Below are 20769 nucleotides of genomic sequence, written 5' to 3' on the forward strand. Positions count from 1 at the left end.
GTACGAACAGGAAAAGCTGAATTTGCTCGGCTTCATTATCTCCCGCCCGCTACTTAGGCGGTGCGTGATGCGCGGGCGGCTAGTTTATTAATTGAAAGAGAAGTCTAAAAGGCACGTTGCCAAAAAAGTTCTAAGACAATATTACATCCAAATCTGAAATATATATTACGAACGGATTTTAGCAAGAAAATCTTCGAGCATTTTCCTTACTGGTATGCTAGCAGTAGGGAGTAAGTCATTTACACGTTGTAGAATCTGGGGGTTATCTAATATCATATTTTTACTTTCTTGACTTGAATAACTTCTTAACGTGTCGATGCATATCTCGAATAATTCCTCATCATTAGTACTGAGCAAAGAGATTAGAATGTTAAGTTCGTGAACACTACACTTGTTATCCAAGCAATATGCTATTTTTCTTTGCCATTCTATTGGCTTACTAAGCACCTGATTAGATAATATATCCCAATCACTTGAGCTAAACTCTGAAAGTATCTCGCTAGCTATGACACAGCCATCATCGTACCAAGAATCTACTGTTGTTTCAGCAGATAAAAGGTTATCTAGTTCTTTGAACATATTTGATGCCTCCATTTAAAATTGAGCTAAAAACCTGACGGGCGTGACGCGTTTATCGTACCTGTTGGATATCCGCTAGTTACATCATCGCCAACTTTGATTACATCAATCTCTACACCATTTATAGTTGCTCTATGCCAAGTTGCTCCATCCCTCAATCTTGTAGATATGGCTGGTGTATTACCAACATCCGTTATGCTCTTGAGAATTTGATCATCAGACCATGAATCAGGAAATAGAGTACTCTTTTTGAGTTTGGATATATTGCCATCAGGAAACTGCTTTGTAAAAACCACATTTTTTGTACCATCAGCATTAGTTGATAATACTTCAACTGCAAAATTATCGTTAGCATTATTGATGCTCGGCGAATGCCCGCCTATTAGTTCATTTTTTGGAGCCTTTCGTTGTCCTTCCAAAATCTTTGCTTCCATCTCTGGACTAATTACTGTTTTTGGTGGAACAACACCTTGTCCCGTCCCCTCACCTTTAACCATCTGAACCAAGTCCCGAGCACTGGAGCCCACACCTGCAGCACCTGTCTTCGCCGTGGTGAGTCCGTAAGCCGCCAAAGCTGCCGATGCTGCCATCCCCGGAACGCCAACCAGGGCACCTGCTCCGGTCGCATCCAGCACAATCGATCCAGCCTCTCCGCCTATCCCCGTCAGCGTTTCCAAGGCTCCTAGCACAGTTCCCACAGTATGTCCCGTTAATTCTCCTACCTTCTCAGCGATCGGGTGTTCATATTCCCTTTCCCGCTCCTTGATAAGCCCCAGCGTCAGGTCCTCTTGTATGGCACTCTTTGCGCCTTGGATAAAATCCCAGCCCACTTCCACGCCTTCCTGCAGACCCTCCAGGGTGGCCTTCCCTACACTTTGCAGCTTCGCTCCTGCTTCTGCAGTTGCCCGGCCCACAAATTGGATCCCTTCTGCCAGCTCGTCCGCTGCGCCCTGCAGTTTAGCGCCCAGCAGCACCCCCTTGCCCAGCGGGCCGATTCCATACAAGAGCCGTTCCCAACCTTCCAGCTTTCCTCCCGTCTCCGTGTCCCGTCCGCTCAAGGCTTCGATCAGCCCTTCGATATTGCCGATCACCGGCAGAAAGTCCAGTACGTTCCCCAGGCTGTTCTTCCAGCTCCATCCGGTCCCGCTTTTAAGCTGCAGGCTGTGGTTGTCATCATCGGCAAACTGCTCGGCTTTACGCGCGGTATAACGCGATAAGGTCTCCATCTCCTGACCCAGTTCCCACAGCCAGCGGTCGATTTGCTGGTACTGACTGTCGATCTCAGGGCGTCTTCGGCTTTCCATCGTAAGCCCGCCCATCGTCCGGCGCAGGGAGTCCCGCAGCTGGCTCAGATTTTGGGAGGCAGACGCCAGCCGCTGGCCCGTCTGCTTGATCCCTGTGATCTCTGCTTCGATCCGCAAGTCTACTTCTCCTTCCTCTATTTTTATTTAAAGGTTTCTCCAAACTTACGAAGCTCGTTTCGTTCGAGAGCACTAAGCTTCTCCCTCACTGCGGCACCTGCGCACTAAAGTCATCCCGGCTTGATTGATCCGCATGGTAGAACACCACATCGCCTTGGTTCAGCTTGAACAGATGGCCAAACGGGTCGGATACTTGCGATTCAAACCCTTCCATCTGCCACTGGCTCCGGTTAAATTGGGCCATCATCGGGGCATGAATGTACTGCAGATGCGGCGCATTTAGATTCCCTTCCTGAATCGTCTCGATGTTAAAGTTCACGATGATATAACCGTCTTTCAAGAAGATCGGCGACTTCTCGTCCAATCCGCCATGGGTTCGCCCGTATTCCGCCAGATGGGTGCCTGCCTGCACCACGTACGGATCGGCCGGCAGGCTGTATTCCCCATACCATTTTTGAATCGCCGCATTCGCCCGCTGCGGGTCCACCGAAACCGGAAGATTGCTCTTCGGTCCAATCAAGGTCCGCAGCTGCTCAGGCAGCAGCAATAGGCTGTACCCGCCTACCGGCGTTTTTTGCTTGGTGTATTTGTCGATGTAATTCTCTTCGTATTGCGCTTTGGTCGCAAATCCGCCCGTCCCCTCATGATCATACTTATACGAAGCTGTATCCTCCAGCTCCTCTTCCGGCACATTCCGCAGCCGGTCGTTTAAGATCACATACCGATGGACTTGATCTTCTTCAGAACCGATCTTCACAAAAGGCTGGCTGTTCGTCCGGTAGTATAAGTCGACCGGGAATCCGGCTCCGCCGCTCTTGGGTACATAATAGAAGGTCGGGGTTATCCGGATCCCGTCCAGCGCTCCAAACATGTTGCCTTTCGTTTTAAAATCAAATTTGAAGTGGTAACCCGTCTTGATAGCCACGTTCTTATAGCCCGGCAGCGGGTTGCTGCCCGGGTGGATCGACAAGCTGAACGGCTCCAGGTTTCCCCGCGGGTCTCCGTCGATGCCGTTTTGCCCGATCCAATACGATAGGCCCCTCGGCTGACTGCTGCCCAGGTTGGTCCGGAAGACCGTCTCCCAGTTGTAGTCCGCGATATCCGTAATTTCAAAATCATACAGCCGGCCGATCACTTCGACCGATACCTCATCGGTGGCGATGTGATGCGCCAGATCTAAATTCGCGTCCGGTTCCCACTGTTCTTCATAGTCGTTAGGCGCGTTCTCCGCAATGCTGCGGAAATACACCTGGTAGTCGCCTTCATCCACCCAGACCGGTAAATAGAAGGTGGTATCCAGCTGATTCACCGGGATATCAATCCACGTATCTTTCGGAATAAACTGTGTCCGGCTTTCGTTGTAGACGTCAAACGGAAACCGGACCTGCTTTGTTCGAAAATACTTGGCATAATCCCGGTTCCCGTAGCCTGGGTAATTCACATGCTGACCACTTGTTGGGATTCGGACGGTAAAGGGCCGCTCTAGAATAAGTGCCGCCCGCTGCCGATTCGGCACCGTCTTCTGGTTATGGGCCTGATCGTCTGTGATGGAGGAATAGTTCACCACCGGAGTATGTACGGTTACGCTGTTAATGCCGTAGATCGGGAACTCTTGATCCCCGCTTCCGCCAACATGCTCAGGTAATAAATGATAATAAAGGGTCCCATCGCTCGGCGTATCGGCTTTATTCTGAAGAGAGCTGCTGATCAGCAGTCTATTCTGATAAAGAACCTGATCGCCAATCCTTTCAGGCTGAGGTATACTGCCTGGAGCAGGGCCTGTTTTAGAAACGAGCGAGTCATCCATAATCGTCTCTCCATTAAAGAGAACCGCATCATTTTGAACATCCGGATCTTCGGTTTGCGATTCGGCAATCTCTTTTAGCCTCCCCGTATCATCGGGTAGTTCGCCTAATGAAGGTTCATGATCAATGCCATCCACGGTTTCCGGCGTAAAGGAAATATGTCCCGTTTCTTTGGGAAACACATGATCCTCCACAGCTTTACTGTTTCTAAATTCAACTGACGGAGGAACATAGCCGTTAGGATACAATGTCAATTCGCCTCCGGGGAGTGCACAGTTTTCCATCCAGGCATGATCAAGTTCATATACCTCTAGCTGGTTAACCTGCCAGTAGGCATATTCCCGCGGTGTTAGTTCGAAAGTGTAGATTTGGGTCAACGAGCCCGTACGGGGAATCGGATCCTGAGCCTGCGGTTTGCCGTCCGGCCCCGTAATATCCGGCTGCTTCTCCTCCCACTTGGTTGGGTAAGTGACCGTTACCTTACACTCATAACGAACCTGCCCCTTCATATTGGCAAAGGTATGTTCAAATAGATAATTCATACCCCAAGCGTTGGCGTACAAGTTCTCCGAAGTTGGAATAGCCGTTGGTGCCTCAAAATGCCGGCCATTGGCTGCATCATCTCCTAAAATAACTCCAGTAGCATTAGGATCCATGAAGGATGTTACCGGCGCTGATACCTGTGCTGGAGGATCAATGGTATAAGTGCAATCCCCATCACCGGACGGTTGCTGGGGTTCTGTATCCGCTTCCCGATAAAGCGCAACCATGTTTACACCGCCAACAAAAACTTTAAAGTTGCGTTGAATGACACTTGGGTCTCCAGCGTCTAGTTTCTGAATATATAACTGATCTCCTGCCCTAATAACCGGTGACAGCCAGGATTGGTAAATTCTATATTCCTCCTGTCCGTAAGTCACATGATCCGGAAAGGACTTCACGATCGGATGACCGGCGGAATAATTTCCTACCAATTCATTGCTTACCACCGTTCCGTTCGATAGCTTCAAAATCATGTTAACAGGGTAGTCCTGTCCATCAAAAGTTAAAGACACATCAAAATATTGCCTTAAATCTTCAGGCTGGGCCCAACTCTCTGCATGAACAATATCTCTTAAAGTATGGAACGGCCCCTTAATAACCGTGGGATTCTCCCGAGGTCCCGTAACCACGTCCATAATGGCACTAGCATAAAGCTGCATTCCTTCTGAAATGGCTTGTTCCGCTTTAGCTGCTCCGATAGCCGCAAGCACCTCATCGTCGCTCCATTTAAAGGTGGTGACCATGTTTTCTCCATTGTTATCTTCAACATCTGAAACGACATGACCATTTCCATCATCCTGCAGTTTGAAATAATGGCCGGAAGGCAAGGAGGTCGGGTCGCAATGCGCGTTATAATTTCTGGGGTCACTCGAATCACAGCTTGTTTCCGTATGAATATACCAGCCGATCGTTTTAAAACGAATGCTTGAAGTAGCCTTTTTTGAAGTTGTGATATAAGTAAATGCCCCGTTATTAAAGCTTGCTCTTGGCTGCTCTGCGTGTACAAAGCTTATCTCAGGAAGATAAAGAACATTTATCATGAACATCACTAATAGGATAGAAATTAGTTTTTTTCTCAATGTTGGATCACTTCACTTCATGTAATTGGCTGTTTTCGAATAAGCTGGAAAGTGCATCTAAATTCATATATTCTCCTGGATACTTACTATGGTTGGTACTTATTCCAATATCCGCGTACCCTTCATACCAAACGCCTTTTTTAAGCTTATTTTTATTGTTAAAGAAACCATCTGAAATCAAATCTTTATATTCGCTATAGCTGTTAATTTTGAACCTAACTTTGGACCGGACATACCAACTAATTCCCGAATAATAGACCATCGAAGGTTCTGGATCGATGGATCCCTCAATCTGAATTTTATTTTTCTTCACCCAATTTGCATAATTCTCAAGTTCGACCACCCGATAAGAGATGGCTTGATTTTCATACTGATACAGTTCCTTGGCAAAAGAAGACGGGTTAATGGTTTTATAATCCACGTTCAATTTAATGTCGTAACCTTTCTTCATTCGATCTATAATTTTAGCCATATCTTCACTGGTAACTTCCTGCGTCTTATACATTTCAGCACCGGTTTGCGCGTCTTGAGCATAGGAGAGCCACGTCGTCTTCATCTCATACATTTCATTCGGGATATCTTCTAATATGTAGGGGTAGTCCTTGTAGTTCTTCGGTAAATTCGTTGTCCGGATTTTACGTCCAAAATCATCGACATTTCCGAGTTCTTCTCCCGTGGTATCAATAAATACCGTTCCATATGTATCATCTACTTTGACGTCGGCAGCTAACACGTTTTTAACAAAATCTAACGGGATCATGATATAACCGTCTTTCTGTACCACTTTAGTACTTAAAGAAACTGCTGTTCCATTCACCCATGCAACCGCTGAATTCAGTGTTAGTTTCATTTTGTTTCCGTTTTGCTGGATTTCCAGAGATTTCGTGGAATTAATCCAGCTGGATTGGATGCCAAGCTTTCCGGTAAGCATCCGAAACGGAATAAGGGTAGACCCGTTTACCGCATAAGGATGGCCGCTCGTCAGCGGATATTTTTCTCCGTCCATAATGACAGTCACAAATCTGACGGAGCCACCTGCTGCTTTTGCTGTATCGCCGAATAACATGGACGTTATCATTAGGATCCCTAGTAAAATAAGAGAAACTCTTGAAAGCATAGATCTCCTTGGGCTTGTATATTTTTTTGCGATGAACATAATGATCCAACTCCTTATCAATCTGTACTTATTTACTGTTAAGTTGCGGTCTAGCTTACTAGCTTTCTAATGGCTTTTGCTGCCCCTTCCTTTCCCCACCTCCTAACCAAGGAAACAATAAGATAACCTAAATTAAGGAAATTCTATCACATCACCTCTGCAATAAATGTCGATTTTTGGATTTTATTATCATTAGGCCTTAATTTCCAATTAATTTGACTATTACTGATGTATAAAATAATTAAGAAATAAAAGGAAAGTTCTGCTAGACGAAGGGAAAATAAATAAACAGACCAATCATGGCGGTGTTTGACCATAATCGATCTGCTTGAGTTTGAGGTATGGGCCTAGCTTTATTTAGTTTGTAAAATATTTAGGACGGGGTATTCGGTCATGGGAATGCTTATGAAGACGGAATGGCTCGTCCTGGGATCCTATGCGTGCCTTTTGGAAAGATCCCGGAGAACCCGTCTACAAAACTCAAAAAAGAGAGAGGTTACCCAGCCTGCGATCTTTTTTATATCAAGATGGCATTAAGTTAAGAGGGTACAGCCGGATATCCAGAAATTCAGCAATTCAGCAATTCAGCAATTCAGCATTCCTTCACTTTTTCTTATAAAACTCATGATAAAGCTTCATAAGCGCCCTTTTCTCAATCCGCGATACATAACTCCGGCTTATGCCTAGCTCCTTAGCGATTTCGCGCTGCGTCCGCTCTTCCCCCCCGTGCTCAAGGCCAAAACGGCCTTTAATAACCTCTTGCTCACGTTCATCCAGAATATCAAGGTTCTGATAAATTTTGCTTTTCTCCATCTTCAGCTCCACATGGTCCGCAACGTCGTCGTTGTCGCTGCCAAGGATATCGATCAGCGTGATTTCATTGCCTTCCTTATCCGTTCCAATCGGATCGTGCAAGGAGACATCTTTGCGGGTTTTCTTGAGCGATCTGAGATGCATCAGGATTTCGTTTTCAATACAACGCGCGGCAAATGTGGCCAGCTTGGTGCCTTTGCCAAGCCGGTAGCTTTCAATGGCTTTAATGAGGCCTATCGTTCCGATGGAGATCAGATCCTCCAGGTCTTCGCCGGTATTGTCGAATTTCTTGACTATATGGGCAACCAACCTGAGATTGTGTTCAATCAGCAGGTTGCGGCTGACGGGGTCGCCTTCGGCCATGCGCTGAAGGTGAAGCGTTTCTTCGGCTTCCGTTAAGGGCTGGGGAAACGCATTATTTTTGACGTAAGAGACAAGCAGGGTGAGCTGTTTAATAAACAAGGCAATCGCACTGAATAGTCCGGGCAAGGATGACACCTCCTGAAGAAATGTGCATTTGTCTGCGGTCTGTTCATTGTATGTGGGCGAAGGCCTACTCGTGCCTGTACGGGGAAAAAGATGTAGCCGTCAATCGAAGTTTCCGAATCCGTGCGGCCTCCCTCCGCCTCATTTCCACCTGCTCCCGCACATATACTGGTGGAAAAAGGACCGGGAGGTACCCAGTCAGATGAACCCAGTATTAACGACGGCAAACGAAGCTGTAAGCCGAATGACACATGATCTTGTACAGCGGCAGCAGCTGGATGGAACGTGGCATTTTTGTTTTGAGAACGGGACCGTCATTGATGCGCTCTCCATCATCCTTTTTCGGAATCTGGACCTGGATAACGAGCCGCTGATCCGCAAGCTGCACGACCGGATTCTGGCGGCGCAGCAGCCAGAGGGCTGCTGGAGATGGTATGCCGACGAAACGGAGGGCAACCTGGCCGCTTCAATCGAAGCTTATTTCGCCCTGCTCTATTCCGGTTACAGCCAAACAACGGATGAACCGCTAGAACGGGCCAAACGATACATCATATCAAGGGGCGGCGCCGGAAATTCCTCAAGCATCCTGACCAAAACGCTGCTTTCTATAACCGGGCAGCAGAAATGGCCCCTCTCCGTCAAAACCATTCCGCTGGAAGTGCTGCTTCTTCCGGCTTCTTTTCCGATCAGCCTGTTTGATTTCTCCGGTTATTCACGGATTCATCTTATTCCGCTGCTGATTATGGCCGACCGCGATTTCACGATCCGAACTCCGCAAACGCCCGATCTCAGCGAGCTTTACACCAACCGGGACATGGGCAGCGAACCACCGCCGGAGGAACACCGGAAGCTGCTCGGCCATATCAAATCGGGACTCGGCAAACTTGCCGCCCCCGGCCATTATCTGCACGAAGCGGCCGCCGAACAAGCCAAACGGTTTATGCTGGAGCGGATTGAAGCAGACGGGACGCTGTACAGCTATGCCAGTTCGACTATTTTGATGGTTTGGGCTTTGCTTGCGCTGGGCTACGATAAAAGAGACCCGATCATCACCCGGGCCGTGGACGGGATTATCAACATGCGTTGTACGGCCGATGACGGCCATACGACTCTACAGAACTCGCCTTCCACCGTATGGGATACCGCTCTGCTGGCTTATGCCCTGCAGGAAGCCGGTTTGCCCGCAAACCATGCAGCTATTCGGAGAGCTGCCGGCTACCTTCGCTCCAAGCAGCATCACAAGCTGGCCGACTGGAGTGTACATAATCCAAACCCTGTGCCGGGCGGATGGGGTTTCTCCGACAACAACAGTATTGTCCCAGACGTAGACGACACCACTGCTGCGCTGCGGGCGATCTGCAGGCTGGCCAGAACGGACGATTCCTTCCGTGACCCCTGGAACCGCGGGCTGAACTGGGTGATTTCGATGCAAAACAAAGACGGCGGCTGGCCGGCTTTTGAGAAGAATACAGACAAAGAGATGCTGACCTGGCTGGCGATCGAAGGCGCTAAAGCGGCGGCAACCGATCCTTCTGAAGCCGACCTTACCGGGCGGACGCTGGAGTATTTCGGCAGCTTTGCCGGACTAAACATCAAACACAAGTTTATTAAACGCGGAGCGGATTGGCTGATAGATCATCAGGAAAAAGATGGCTCCTGGTATGGAAGATGGGGCGTCTGCTACATTTACGGCACCTGGGCCGCTTTGACCGGACTATCGGCGGTCGGCATCCCCGCTGACCATGACGCGGTAACCAAAGCTGTCCGCTGGCTGCTCAGCATCCAGAACCCGGACGGAGGCTGGGGAGAATCCTGCCGCAGCGATGTGGTGAACCATTATGTCCCTTTGGGGCAAAGCACGCCTTCGCAAACAGCCTGGGCCCTGGATGCTTTAATCGCCGCTTCGTCTCAGCCTATACCCGAAATCGAAAGAGGCATTGTAAGGCTGGCCGAATTTCTGCCGAGCGATCCCGCCGATCCAGCCGATCCCCTTCTGTCTTATCCGACCGGCGCCGGACTTCCCGGCAACTTTTATACCCATTATCACAGCTACCGGCATATCTGGCCGCTGCTGACGTTCAGCCATTATCGGCAGAAATACCAGGGGTAGACCCCACATTCTGCCTGCTTGTATGCTATAATAGAATCCCGAAATCATTTTCAATTGAAGGGATGCTCCCATGAAGAAGGAAACAGGTTTTAACGAGCTGGTTCGAAAAGTGAGAAAGGAATTGTTCGGGAAAGGCCCTGAACGAATCCACACTTCTTTTGTAGATAATCTGGCCATCAGTATATTATATGGAAATCTGACGCAGACCGAGAAGTTTTTTGCCCAAGAGCCAACCGGCAGACAAATGGTCAAAGACGCCCGCACCCAAATGATCCAGAAAGTCTACCCGACCCAATTCCAGCCTGAAATTGAACAATATATGGAAAATAAACTGCTGCACTTATTTACGGACATCGATGTGGAGCAGGATGTTGCGGTCTCCGTATTTATTTTTCAGAATAAAATTAATCCCTAAGCCCAAGCCTTACTCAAGGCCGAAATAGGCAATAGCTAGAGTAAAGGGCTGAGTTTTTTTTTTTTTTCAGCCCCTCCTCATCAAACCGTACGTGAGGTTTTCCCTCATACGGCTTTCCGATGTTCGTCATTCATGTGCGTGCGACTTACAAAAGCGTTTTGAGTCCATACATTTGGCAGAGCAACTTAACCTCATTTCCAGAACTGCGCCAGCGACTACGTTGGCGCTTCTTTGCGTACCACTTCGTTAGCCTTGTGCGGATGTACCCATCTAACTTTGTCATCCATTTGGAACTGTATGGCGTCGAATAGTAGTTCTTCCAGCCTTGGATTCTCAGGTTGAGCCAGTCCACATGTTCTTGGAACGAAACGTGCCGCATTTTCGGCGGCGCGAGTCGTTCTTTAACGACTTCCCGAATGTGTTTCTCTGCTTTAACACAGAGCCATTGTTGCGTCGTATAGTACACGCGGTTCTGCCCCGTTTCTGCTTTCGTCTTCCGGTGGTGCATGCCGAGGAAGTCAAACCCTTCTTCTCCCGTCCATATCCCCACAATCCGCGTCTTTTCCGGATGCAAGGTCAGTTCCAGACGCTCCATTATCGCTTGAATGAGTTTGTACCCATGGAGCGCATCTTTCTTTGTCTTGCACACGACGACAAAGTCGTCTGCGTACCGCGTGAGTTCCCCGACCTCTTTGCCATGCTTTTCCCACAATCGGTCGAAGTAGTTCAGGTAGATGTTCGCCAGTAGCGGCGAGATCACCCCGCCCTGCGGCGTTCCCAGATCGGAACGTCTGACCGTTCCTTCCTCCGTCACTCCTGCTCCGAGCCATTGCCGAATGAGCTTGAGAATGCGTCTGTCGCTGATTCGCATTTCTACCAGTTTCATGAGCTTCTCTTGGTTAATGTTGTCGAAGTAGCCTTGGATGTCGACGTCGACCACCCAATTGCCTTTGCGGTTGCAGGCTTTACGGATTTGCTCCAGCGCTTGTTTTGCGCCTCGCTTCGGTCGAAAGCCAAACGAGCATTCCTGAAAATCGGCTTCAAAGATCGGTTCCACTATGAGTTTCGTTGCCATTTGCACGACGCGGTCCCTTACCGTTGGAATGCCGAGCGGGCGTTTCCGTCCGTCTTTCTTCGGAATGTAGTGACGGCGCACGGGCTGGGGGCGGTAGGACTTCTTCTGGAGCCGTTCTCGGCATTCCGCTACGAATCGGTCTTCACCCATCTTCGCTATATCTGCCAAGGTTTCACCGTCGATGCCTGCCGCTCCTTTGTTTGCCCGTACTCTCCGCCACGCTTCCTGTAGCACATCCAATCGATGGACTTTGTCGTACAGTGCATGGAACTTTCTGCTCTTGCTCGTCTTGGCCGCATGACCTAGCTTCTCTTGGAGTTGTTGAACTTTTTCTGTTGGTGTCGTTAGCCTTCTGGCATTCACTCACTCGTACCTCCTTGTGAAGCTTGAACAAAGCAGGGCGCCTTCCCTCCCGCAGGTTGTGTTGTCCTGCGTTCCCCGGTACTATTCGCCCCTCGGACTCCCTTCCTGCAGACGGATCACTTCACCTTTTGGCTTATAGAGCGTCTCTTTACGGTTTCGAAAAAAAAAAATCTCCGTGCAGGGGAGGGTCTCCCCAGTTCACTGCATCCTCTTTCATCCCATGCCGATCCCTCTACGCCGGAGGATTCTTCGCTGACGCTCCAAGTTCTTATCAGCTTCCATGGCCTTCGCCCATGCTCGCGGGGCTCGGCTTCCTCTTTTCCCTCTTGCGAGGCCTTTTTGACGACGCGGCAGGATTCACTTTATGTTACGGCCTGACATGTTGCTCGCCCTGTCTCCGACAGGTACTTTCGTCGATACGCTTCTACGCACAGCTTTCGCCATACGCAGGTATCCTAGCTACACAGGGGCTTGGCCCCTCCTGTGACCGGACTTTCACCGGCTAGAAGATGCGTGCTTAGCTGGGCACGCAGAGCATAAAAAAAACCGCCAAAATCGGCGGTTCACGGCAGCCTGACCAGGGCGGCCTTTTCTTTTATCTTTAATCAGCTTTCGTCCTTTCAGAAACGGCAGCTGCCATTTCGCCAATCCGCTCCGGATGCGTATAGACATTAAACGAATTCCCGCGGATGAAACCAACCGTTGTAATCCCTAAATCCTCAGCAAGCTGCAAAGCCAGTTCGGTTGGAGCGGACTTGGACAAGACTACCGCGCAGCCGATTTTGGATACCTTGAGCAGAATTTCGGATGAAATCCGTCCGCTGAATACGATGACCTTGTCGTTCAGGGAAATGTTATTTTTGAGGCAGTAGCCGTAAATTTTGTCCAGCGCATTATGACGGCCGATGTCCATCCGGGACAATATCATTCCGTTCTTATCGCATAAAGCCGCGTTATGGACGCCGCCGGTCTGCTGGAAGGTCTCCGCCGAGGTTTGCATCAGCTCCATAAGACGGAAGCAGTCTTCATAGGACAAGTGCACATTAGCTCCCGCGGCCGGTTTGGCCATTTTAGCGTCGTTCATGAAATAGAAGCCCTGCCGGCTTTTGCCGCAGCAGGATGTGATGTACCGTTTGGAGTGGAAATGCTGGTAAAATTCGTTCAGCTTCTCCGTCTTGATATGCACGTAGCCTTCCCGTTCCTGGAACCAAAGCTCGTCAATATCCGAATAGGCTTTGATGACGCCTTCAGAAGCCAGAAAGCCGACGACCATATCCTCTACATATTCCGGTGTACACACCATAGTAGCGAACTCTTCTTTGTTAATTTTGATGGTGACCGGATATTCCGTCACGACCTGATCCTCGATCTCTTCGACCTGGCGGTCCTGATAACGAATCACTTTACGGCTGACTTCGACCGGTTTAGCCATAACTGCTCTCCTCCCTGACTTTTACCTTTCCAAGATTCCGGACTTCCTTCCGGACTTTGCTCCAAAGCTTCTCCCTGCCTCTTCTCAAACGCCCTTCCGGCGCCCGGCTGCCGCTCGAATCAAACTGCTCTCCGTCGTCAGCCCCCGATATGCGACATTTCCACCTTCGGCAGATCTTTGGTCTGGCTGCGTCTTTCCTCCGAATAGCGGTCCTTGCGTCCTCTCCAGATGTCCGCGATATAAGCCTGAATTTCCTCGTCCGTCAGGTCCGATCTCAGCTTGTCGCGAAGATCATAACCTTTGGAAGCGAACAAGCAGGTGTATAAGGTGCCTTCGGCCGAAATCCGCGCCCTTGTGCAGCTCGAGCAGAAAGCGTCGCTGACCGATGAAATGACGCCAAGCTCCTCTCCCGTATCTTTATAGCGGAACTTGGAGGCTACTTCTCCCTTGTATAGCGGATCAGCCGGCTCCACAGGCATCTCCCCGTGAATGCGCTGAATGATCTCCTGTTTGGTCATGACGTCATCCAGCCGCCAGCCGTTGGAGTTGCCGACATCCATAAATTCAATAAACCGCAGAATATGCTTCCGCGCCTTGAAAAAGGCTGCCATCTCCACGATTTCATGATCGTTGACGCCTTTCTGTACAACCATGTTCACCTTCACCTGCAGTCCGGCTTCCGCCGCGGCCTCCATACCGTCCAGAACAGCTTGCACGCCGCTTCTATTCCCGTTCATGTAACGAAAGGTCTCATCATGCAGTGAATCCAGGCTGACGTTCACCCGTCCGACCCCGGCTTCCTTCAGTTTCGCCGCAAATTTGGGCAGCAGTACGCCGTTGGTGGTCAAAGCAATATCCGTAATGCCCGGTATGGGCTTCAGCATTCCGATCAGCACGGGAAGATCCTTGCGCAGCAAAGGTTCGCCCCCCGTAATCCGCAGCTTCGTTACGCCTAAGCCGGCGAACATTTCCGCCAATCTGGCGATCTCCTCAAAGCTAAGCACTTTATCCTTAGGCAGAAATGGATAATCCGGTCCAAAGATCCCGGCCGGCATGCAATAACGGCAGCGGAAGTTGCATTTATCCGTCACCGAAATCCTCAAGTCACGTAAGGGGCGGTCCAGTGAATCCTGCACGGGATTGTTCATTATCATCACCTCATACGTCTCTATAACAGCTTTTTATCGAATCCAAACGTTATCGGCTCTCATCAAAGTTATCTTCATGATGCAATCGTTATAAATTTAAAACAATCATTTATTTGGACTGTAACGCTATCCCTGGATTTTGTCAAAATTTTTACGGATTGGCAAGCCATACTTCAATTCAAGGTTGAAATCTATGACATTTAGCACTATAGTTAAATATTGAGAAATAGCGTTTTGATCGTCGTCCGGTGCGTCCGTTTGGCGGTTAATAGCTAAAGATATTGGCATTGGCTAACATTAAAAAGGCGATTGGCTATCAAGTTTTTTAGCTTGATTACTATTCCACCTGAATACATGTGTTGTTTTTGGACAAATGTATTAGGAGTGGAATTTTTTTATTTTTAGCCTAATGAATTCATTTCATAATCTAACGGGCGTTATTTTTTCTTTATGAAACGGATTCAGTCGAGAGGAGAAATGGATCGTGACAGAAACAACCATTAGAATCACGATGGACGGCAAGGAATATGAAGTCCGCAAAGGACAGACCATCCTCGAGGCCATCAACGAAAACGGCATTCAACATCCGCAGGTCTGCTACGTTCCCGAAGTAGACCCGATCCGCACCTGCGATACGTGTATCGTAGAAGTGAACGGACAGCTGATGCGCTCCTGCTCTACGATGGCAGAAGAAGGCATGAACATCCAGCTCGCTTCCGCCCCCGCCAAAGAAGCTCAAGTAGAAGCGATGGACCGGCTGCTGGAGAACCACATGCTGTACTGCACCGTATGTGACAACAACAACGGCAACTGCCGGGTCCACAATACGGTAGAATTCATGGAGATTGAACATCAGAAATATCCATTCAAACCCAAGGGCGGTGCTGAGGCTGTCGATATGTCGCATCCTTTCTACCGTTATGACCCTAACCAATGTATTGCCTGCGGACAATGCGTAGAGGTCTGTCAGAACCTGCAGGTCAACGAAACGTTGTCCATTGACTGGGAAGCTGAACGTCCACGGGTCATCTGGGATGACGGCAAAGCGATCAACGATTCCTCCTGTGTCAGCTGCGGCCACTGTGTAACGGTATGCCCTTGCAACGCCTTGATGGAGAAATCCATGCTGGGTGAAGCCGGCTTCATGACTGGCCTCAAGCAGGAAGTGCTTGATCCGATGATCCATTTGATCAAGGAAGTCGAGCCGGGTTACGGCGGTATTTTTGCCGTGTCGGAAGTCGAAGCTTCCATGCGCGAAACCCGCACTAAGAAGACCAAAACCGTCTGCACCTTCTGCGGTGTAGGCTGCTCATTTGAAGTTTGGACTAAAGGGCGCAAAATTCTCAAAGTTCAACCGACCTCCGAAGGTCCGGTTAACGGCATTTCCACCTGCGTCAAAGGGAAATTCGGCTGGGATTTCGTCAACAGCGGCGAACGTTTGACGACTCCGCTTATCCGTCAGGGCGACGAATTCGTGGAAGCCTCTTGGGATGATGCGCTGAGCCTGGTAGCCAGCAAGCTTGGCGGCATTAAGGAAGCTTATGGCCCTGAAGCCCTTGGCTTCATCGCTTCCTCGAAATATACCAACGAAGAGAACTACTTGATGCAGAAGCTTGCGCGCCAGGTGTTCCAAACGAACAACGTCGATAACTGCTCCCGCTACTGCCAATCCCCGGCTTCCTGGGGTCTGCAACAAACGACAGGCATCGGCGGGGATACAGGCACGATCAAAGATCTCGCATCTGCCGGTCTCGTCATCCTTGTCGGCTGTGCGCCAGCGGAAGGCCACCCGGTACTCGCAACACGCATCAAACGTGCGCACAAGCTGCACGGCCAGAAGCTGATTGCCGTCGACCTGCGCAAGCATGAGATGGCCGAGCGCGCCGACCTGTTCATTCGTCCGAACCAAGGTACGGATTATGTTTGGCTGACTGCGGTTGCCAAATACATGATCGATCAGAACTGGCATAAACCGGAGTTCATCGAGAAACACGTCAATTTCTATCCGGAATATCTCGAGCTGATTCAGAAATATACGCTGGAATTCGCTGAAAAGATAACCGGCATTCCGCAGGAAACGCTGATCCAAATCGCCGAAATGATCCGCGATGCTGACGGCACCTGCATCTGTTGGGGCATGGGCGTTACGCAGAATATCGGGGGCTCTTACACATCCACCGCGATTGCGAACCTGCTGCTCGTAACCGGCAACTTCATGCGTCCAGGCGCAGGCGCTTATCCGCTGCGCGGTCATAATAACGTACAGGGTGCAGCCGATATGGGCACTATGCCGAATATTTTTCCAGGCTATCAGCCTGTTACCGACGACAGCATCCGCGCGAAATTCGAGAAGGCTTACGGCGTCAAGCTGCCGGCCGAACCGGGTCTCGATAACATCCTGATGCTGGAAGCGATCAACAACGATAAAATCAAAGGCATGTACGTATCCGGTGAAGAAATGGCCTGGGTCGATTCCGACTCCAACCATACCCAGGATATGCTGGCCAAAGTCGACTTCCTGGTGGTTCAAGACGTGTTCCTGAGTAAAACCGCCGAGTTTGCAGACGTGATTCTACCGGCCGTGCCTTCTCTGGAGAAGGAAGGAACCTTCACCAATACGGAACGCCGCGTACAACGTTTGTATCAAGCACTTGAACCAATCGGCGACGCCAAGCCGGACTGGTGGATCTTCTGCCAGCTCGCCAAGAAGATGGGCTTCGACTGGAACTACAGCCATCCAAGCGAAATCTTCGACGAGATGGCTTCCCTGACGCCGTTCTTCTCTCAATGCAATTACGACGTACTCGAAGGCTGGGGCAGCTTCAACTGGGGGTCGCCGGACGGCAGCAACACGCCGCTTCTATATCTGGATGGATTCAACTTCCCGGATAAAAAAGCCCGCCTGGCCCTGTTCGACTTCATTCCGCCAAAAGAGCTTCCGCCGGAATATGACCTGTTCCTGGATAACGGGCGTTTGCTAGAGCAGTTCCACGAAGGCAACCTGACCGATAAATCTCACGGCATTCATCTGAAGCTGCCAAGAGTATTCGTGGAAATTTCGCCGGAGCTGGCCAAAGAGCGCGGAATCAAGGACGGGACGCTGGTCCGCCTGGAATCGCCATACGGCGCCATCAAGCTGCATGCGCTGATCACCGACCGGATGCATGGCCATACGGTTTATGTGCCGATGCACTCGCACAGCCACGAAAGTGCAATCAACCTGCTGACCGGCGGTGCCGTCGATGTGCAGACCCATACTCCGGCCTACAAGCAGATGAAGATCCGCATGACCGTGCTGGAGGAGGAGGGCAACAACCCGCTTCCGCTGATCAACCACCGGTACAAGAAACGTTTCCCTCAGCACGGCGTTGAAGTGCAGCGGAAATGGAACCGGCCGGGCTTTGTTTCCCTAGTCGATCAGGAGAAAGGAGATTCCCCTCATGGCCAAGCCAATTACATTCATTAATAAGAAAGTATTGACGGAAGAAGAGCAGAAACAGCAGAAGCTGCAGCAGCTCGCGGACGAAATGGCCGAAAGCAGCGAAGCGCTCAAAAATACGCTTTCGATCATGAAAGAGCTGAACGACATCGGCATTCTCGAAGCAGCCCAGTCCATGCTGAAGGCCAAAGAGGAAATCACCAAAATCCTGCTGGCCCAGGTGACCCGTGAGCCGGTAACCAATGCCATCAACAATCTGATGGGTGCAGCCGGTGCTTTGAGTGAAATCGATCCGGCTACGACAACCAAGTTGATGAAAAGCTTCTCCGAAGGGATGGAATCCGCCGAGGAATATCTCCATCATCCGAAGAAGATCGGCGTAATGGATTTGATGCGGGTGCTCAAAGACCCGGACGTCAACCGCGCCGTCGGCTTTGGCATCCATTTCCTGAAGGGACTCGGGCAAGGACTGGCCGAGCGCAAGGATGACAACGAGGAGTTTATCTCCAAGAAAGATAAATAAATCCACCTTCTCACCCAAATCTTCATGAAAATAAAAGCCCGCTTTAAATGGAAAAGCAACCTCCCATTTAAAGCGGGCTTTCTTTTTTACTAATCCTTTCTCCTGTTGTCAAACCATCAGGTACGCAAGGCCCGAGAGCATCACCGACACGATCACCATAACGAGCAGCGGTCGCAGCGCTTTGCTTCTGACATCCTTCAGGCTCACGTTCAGCCCGAGTCCGATCATGGCCATACTCAGCAGGAAGGAAGTCACTACCGAAATATCATTCATTATCGCCTCAGGAAGCGTGATGGCCTGGCCCAGCACATAGCTGCCAAACAAGCTCATCAGAATAAAACCGATCAAGAACCACGGGAACTCGATTTTGGATGCGGCATTCGCGGACGGTATCTGTTTCTTGTTATTTTTGCGGTTCATCCAGAAGAGCAGAACGAAGCTGAGCGGCACGAGCAGGAATACTCGGCCCAGCTTGGCCAGCAGGGCAATGGCCAGACCGTCTGTTCCGGCCGGAGCTCCGGCCAAAGCGACGTGGGCAATCTCATGCAGGCTGATGCCGGCCCATGTGCCGTACTCTACCGGCGTAAAAGGCAGGAAGGGCCGAACCACGGTATAGGCAATGGCAAACAGCGTGCCTACAAGAGCGATCAGGCCAGCCCCAATCGCTGTATCCTCTTCTTTGGCTTTCACTATCGGGGACACGGCGGCAATCGCTGCCGCCCCGCAGACGCCCGTACCGATGCCGAGCAGCAGCGACAGCGACATATCGGCTTTCAGCCATTTGGCCAGCAGCAGGGTCGCGCCGATGGCAAACAGAATGGTCACCACATCACGGGCGAGCAAGCCCAGTCCTTGGTGCAGCACGACGTCCATGTTCAGCTTCAGTCCGAACAGGATAATGGCGAAGCGCAGCAGTTTTTTGGAAGCGAACTGAATCCCGGGCCGAAGCACCTCCGGATAACCGGCAAACTGCCGGTAAATGACGGCAATCAGAATGGCGCAGGCCAAGGCGCCGACATGATCCAAACCGGGCAGCTTGCCCAGGTAATAACTGGCTAAAGCAATCCCAAAGGTAAAAGCAAGGCCTCCGCACCAGCGAAGCCAGCCGGAAGAAGTCCCCCGAGTTGTTCCAAGTGTGGTTCCTTTCGTTGTTCCATGCTCAGCAGGCATCTGCTGCCGGAATGCCAGTTCCTGCGAACCTTGTTCCCCCGGCTTCGGCTTCGAGGCGGACAGTTCCTTGCCCGCCTCCTTGCGGGCTTCCTTGTAAGCTTCCTCCCGCATTTCCTTGTACGGCATGTGTGTGTTTATATTTCTATTCATGTCTAATCCCCCTCCCGATGCTTCTTGGTACATGATTTATGTTATGCCTGAGGAATTAATAAGTAAAATAAGTTATAATGATTGTTATAATAAATATTTATTTATGATAGCGACAAACTGTCCTAACGACTCCAAATAAGAAAGCTGAGGGAAGCTTGATGGAACAATCCTTGCAGGTCTTCATTACCGTTGCCGAGCAGCGGAATTTCACCCGGGCAGCTGAACTGCTGCATATGACCCAGCCCGCGGTCAGCAGCTATATCCAGTCGCTGGAGCGAAACCTGGGCGCACGTCTGCTCGACCGGACGAACAAATATGTGCAGCTGAACAAAGCTGGAGAAATTGTCTACCACCACGCGAAAGAAATCCTCAATCTTTACACCCGCATGGGGAATCTGCTCGACGATCTTCAGCATACCGCCAGCGGCCCGCTGACCATCGGGGCCAGCTATACGTTTGGCGAATATATTTTGCCGCATGTGTTAACCAGGCTGCGCGAGCAGTACCCGAAGGTATCGCCAAGCATTACGATTGCCAATTCGAAAGAAATTCTGGACCTGACCCTGCGCAGACAGCTGGACATCGGGATCGTGGAAGGCGAACTTACAGAGAAAGAGCTGACAGGCGTCAGCGCTGATTCTTTTGCAGAAGACCGGATGTTTATCACCGCCTCCCCTCGCCATCCGGCAGCAGGTCAAGCGGAGACCACGGCGGCCGATTTGGCGGAGCATACGTGGATCGTACGTGAAGAAGGCTCCGGAACCCGGCAAATGCAGGAGAAAGCCTTTGAGCAGCTCGGCTTCGAGCCGGCCCATCTGCTTGTCATCGGTAGTACGCAGGCAATCAAGGAAGCCGTCGAAGCCGGCCTTGGCCTCACCCTGCTCTCCCGCTGGACGCTGCGCAAGGAACTCGAATCCGGCTCCCTTTGGTTGCTGCCGTTCGAAGGGTTCCCACTTAAACGCCAGTTCTCGCTGATTATGCCGGACAGCCAGTTCCAAACCAAGGCGACGGAGCTGCTGGCGGACATGATTCGGGAAGGAGTGGGATTTCCCGAGCTCTAAG

General features: G+C 50.5%; 14 protein-coding genes. 5 read left to right on the forward strand and 9 right to left on the reverse strand.

What is annotated here, in order from left to right; genetic code table 11:
• Window positions 1–165: 165 nt before the first annotated feature.
• The 5 genes from AWM70_RS12680 to sigK form a co-directional block, all read right to left on the reverse strand.
• Window positions 166–579, reverse strand: coding sequence for a hypothetical protein (locus tag AWM70_RS12680; protein WP_068696937.1), 414 nt, complete (start codon window positions 577–579; stop codon window positions 166–168).
• Between the two features lie 26 nt (window positions 580–605).
• A complete protein-coding gene (locus AWM70_RS22820; RefSeq protein ID WP_083180286.1) occupies window positions 606–2000 on the reverse strand; it encodes an EndoU domain-containing protein in 1395 nt (464 codons plus the stop codon).
• Between the two features lie 85 nt (window positions 2001–2085).
• On the reverse strand, window positions 2086–5388 hold the full coding sequence (locus tag AWM70_RS12690; protein ID WP_169823441.1) for a DUF5704 domain-containing protein: 3303 nt from the start codon (window positions 5386–5388) through the stop codon (window positions 2086–2088).
• A gap of 46 nt (window positions 5389–5434) precedes the next feature.
• A complete protein-coding gene (locus AWM70_RS12695) occupies window positions 5435–6583 on the reverse strand; it encodes a copper amine oxidase N-terminal domain-containing protein (RefSeq protein WP_083180288.1) in 1149 nt (382 codons plus the stop codon).
• Between the two features lie 603 nt (window positions 6584–7186).
• A complete protein-coding gene (sigK, locus tag AWM70_RS12700) occupies window positions 7187–7885 on the reverse strand; it encodes an RNA polymerase sporulation sigma factor SigK (protein WP_068696941.1) in 699 nt (232 codons plus the stop codon).
• Window positions 7886–8084: 199 nt separating this feature from the next.
• Here sigK and shc point away from each other — a divergent pair, with 199 nt between their 5' ends.
• Both shc and AWM70_RS12710 read left to right on the forward strand, forming a co-directional pair.
• The gene (shc, locus tag AWM70_RS12705) at window positions 8085–9992 is read left to right on the forward strand and encodes a squalene--hopene cyclase (protein WP_068696942.1); all 1908 of its coding nucleotides are present in this window, start codon (window positions 8085–8087) and stop codon (window positions 9990–9992) included.
• Between the two features lie 70 nt (window positions 9993–10062).
• Window positions 10063–10407: a Na-translocating system protein MpsC family protein gene (locus AWM70_RS12710; protein ID WP_068696943.1), complete on the forward strand. Its 345-nt coding sequence runs from the start codon at window positions 10063–10065 to the stop codon at window positions 10405–10407.
• 145 nt (window positions 10408–10552) lie between these two features.
• Here AWM70_RS12710 and ltrA read toward each other — a convergent pair whose 3' ends face one another.
• The 3 genes from ltrA to moaA all read right to left on the reverse strand — a co-directional run bounded on the left by ltrA (window position 10553) and on the right by moaA (window position 14425).
• Window positions 10553–11716 (reverse strand): group II intron reverse transcriptase/maturase, encoded by a 1164-nt coding sequence (ltrA, locus tag AWM70_RS12715; protein ID WP_237167918.1) that lies wholly within the window; start codon window positions 11714–11716, stop codon window positions 10553–10555.
• A gap of 730 nt (window positions 11717–12446) precedes the next feature.
• On the reverse strand, window positions 12447–13277 hold the full coding sequence (fdhD, locus tag AWM70_RS12720) for a formate dehydrogenase accessory sulfurtransferase FdhD (protein WP_068696945.1): 831 nt from the start codon (window positions 13275–13277) through the stop codon (window positions 12447–12449).
• A 137-nt stretch (window positions 13278–13414) separates the two neighbouring features.
• Window positions 13415–14425, reverse strand: coding sequence for a GTP 3',8-cyclase MoaA (moaA, locus tag AWM70_RS12725; RefSeq protein ID WP_068696947.1), 1011 nt, complete (start codon window positions 14423–14425; stop codon window positions 13415–13417).
• A 484-nt stretch (window positions 14426–14909) separates the two neighbouring features.
• Here moaA and fdhF point away from each other — a divergent pair, with 484 nt between their 5' ends.
• Window positions 14910–17891, forward strand: coding sequence for a formate dehydrogenase subunit alpha (gene fdhF, locus AWM70_RS12730; protein ID WP_068696949.1), 2982 nt, complete (start codon window positions 14910–14912; stop codon window positions 17889–17891).
• Window positions 17866–18387 (forward strand): helical membrane plugin domain-containing protein, encoded by a 522-nt coding sequence (locus AWM70_RS12735; RefSeq protein WP_068696953.1) that lies wholly within the window; start codon window positions 17866–17868, stop codon window positions 18385–18387. The genes fdhF and AWM70_RS12735 overlap by 26 nt, the downstream gene beginning before the upstream one ends.
• 108 nt (window positions 18388–18495) lie before the next feature.
• Here the strand turns inward: AWM70_RS12735 and AWM70_RS12740 are convergent, their stop codons facing one another.
• Window positions 18496–19557 (reverse strand): YeiH family protein, encoded by a 1062-nt coding sequence (locus AWM70_RS12740; protein WP_068700638.1) that lies wholly within the window; start codon window positions 19555–19557, stop codon window positions 18496–18498.
• A gap of 308 nt (window positions 19558–19865) precedes the next feature.
• Here AWM70_RS12740 and AWM70_RS12745 point away from each other — a divergent pair, with 308 nt between their 5' ends.
• Window positions 19866–20768: a LysR family transcriptional regulator gene (locus AWM70_RS12745; protein WP_068696954.1), complete on the forward strand. Its 903-nt coding sequence runs from the start codon at window positions 19866–19868 to the stop codon at window positions 20766–20768.
• Window position 20769: the final 1 nt, after the last annotated feature.

The organism is Paenibacillus yonginensis (assembly GCF_001685395.1).
In the GTDB taxonomy this organism is placed as follows: domain Bacteria; phylum Bacillota; class Bacilli; order Paenibacillales; family Paenibacillaceae; genus Fontibacillus; species Fontibacillus yonginensis.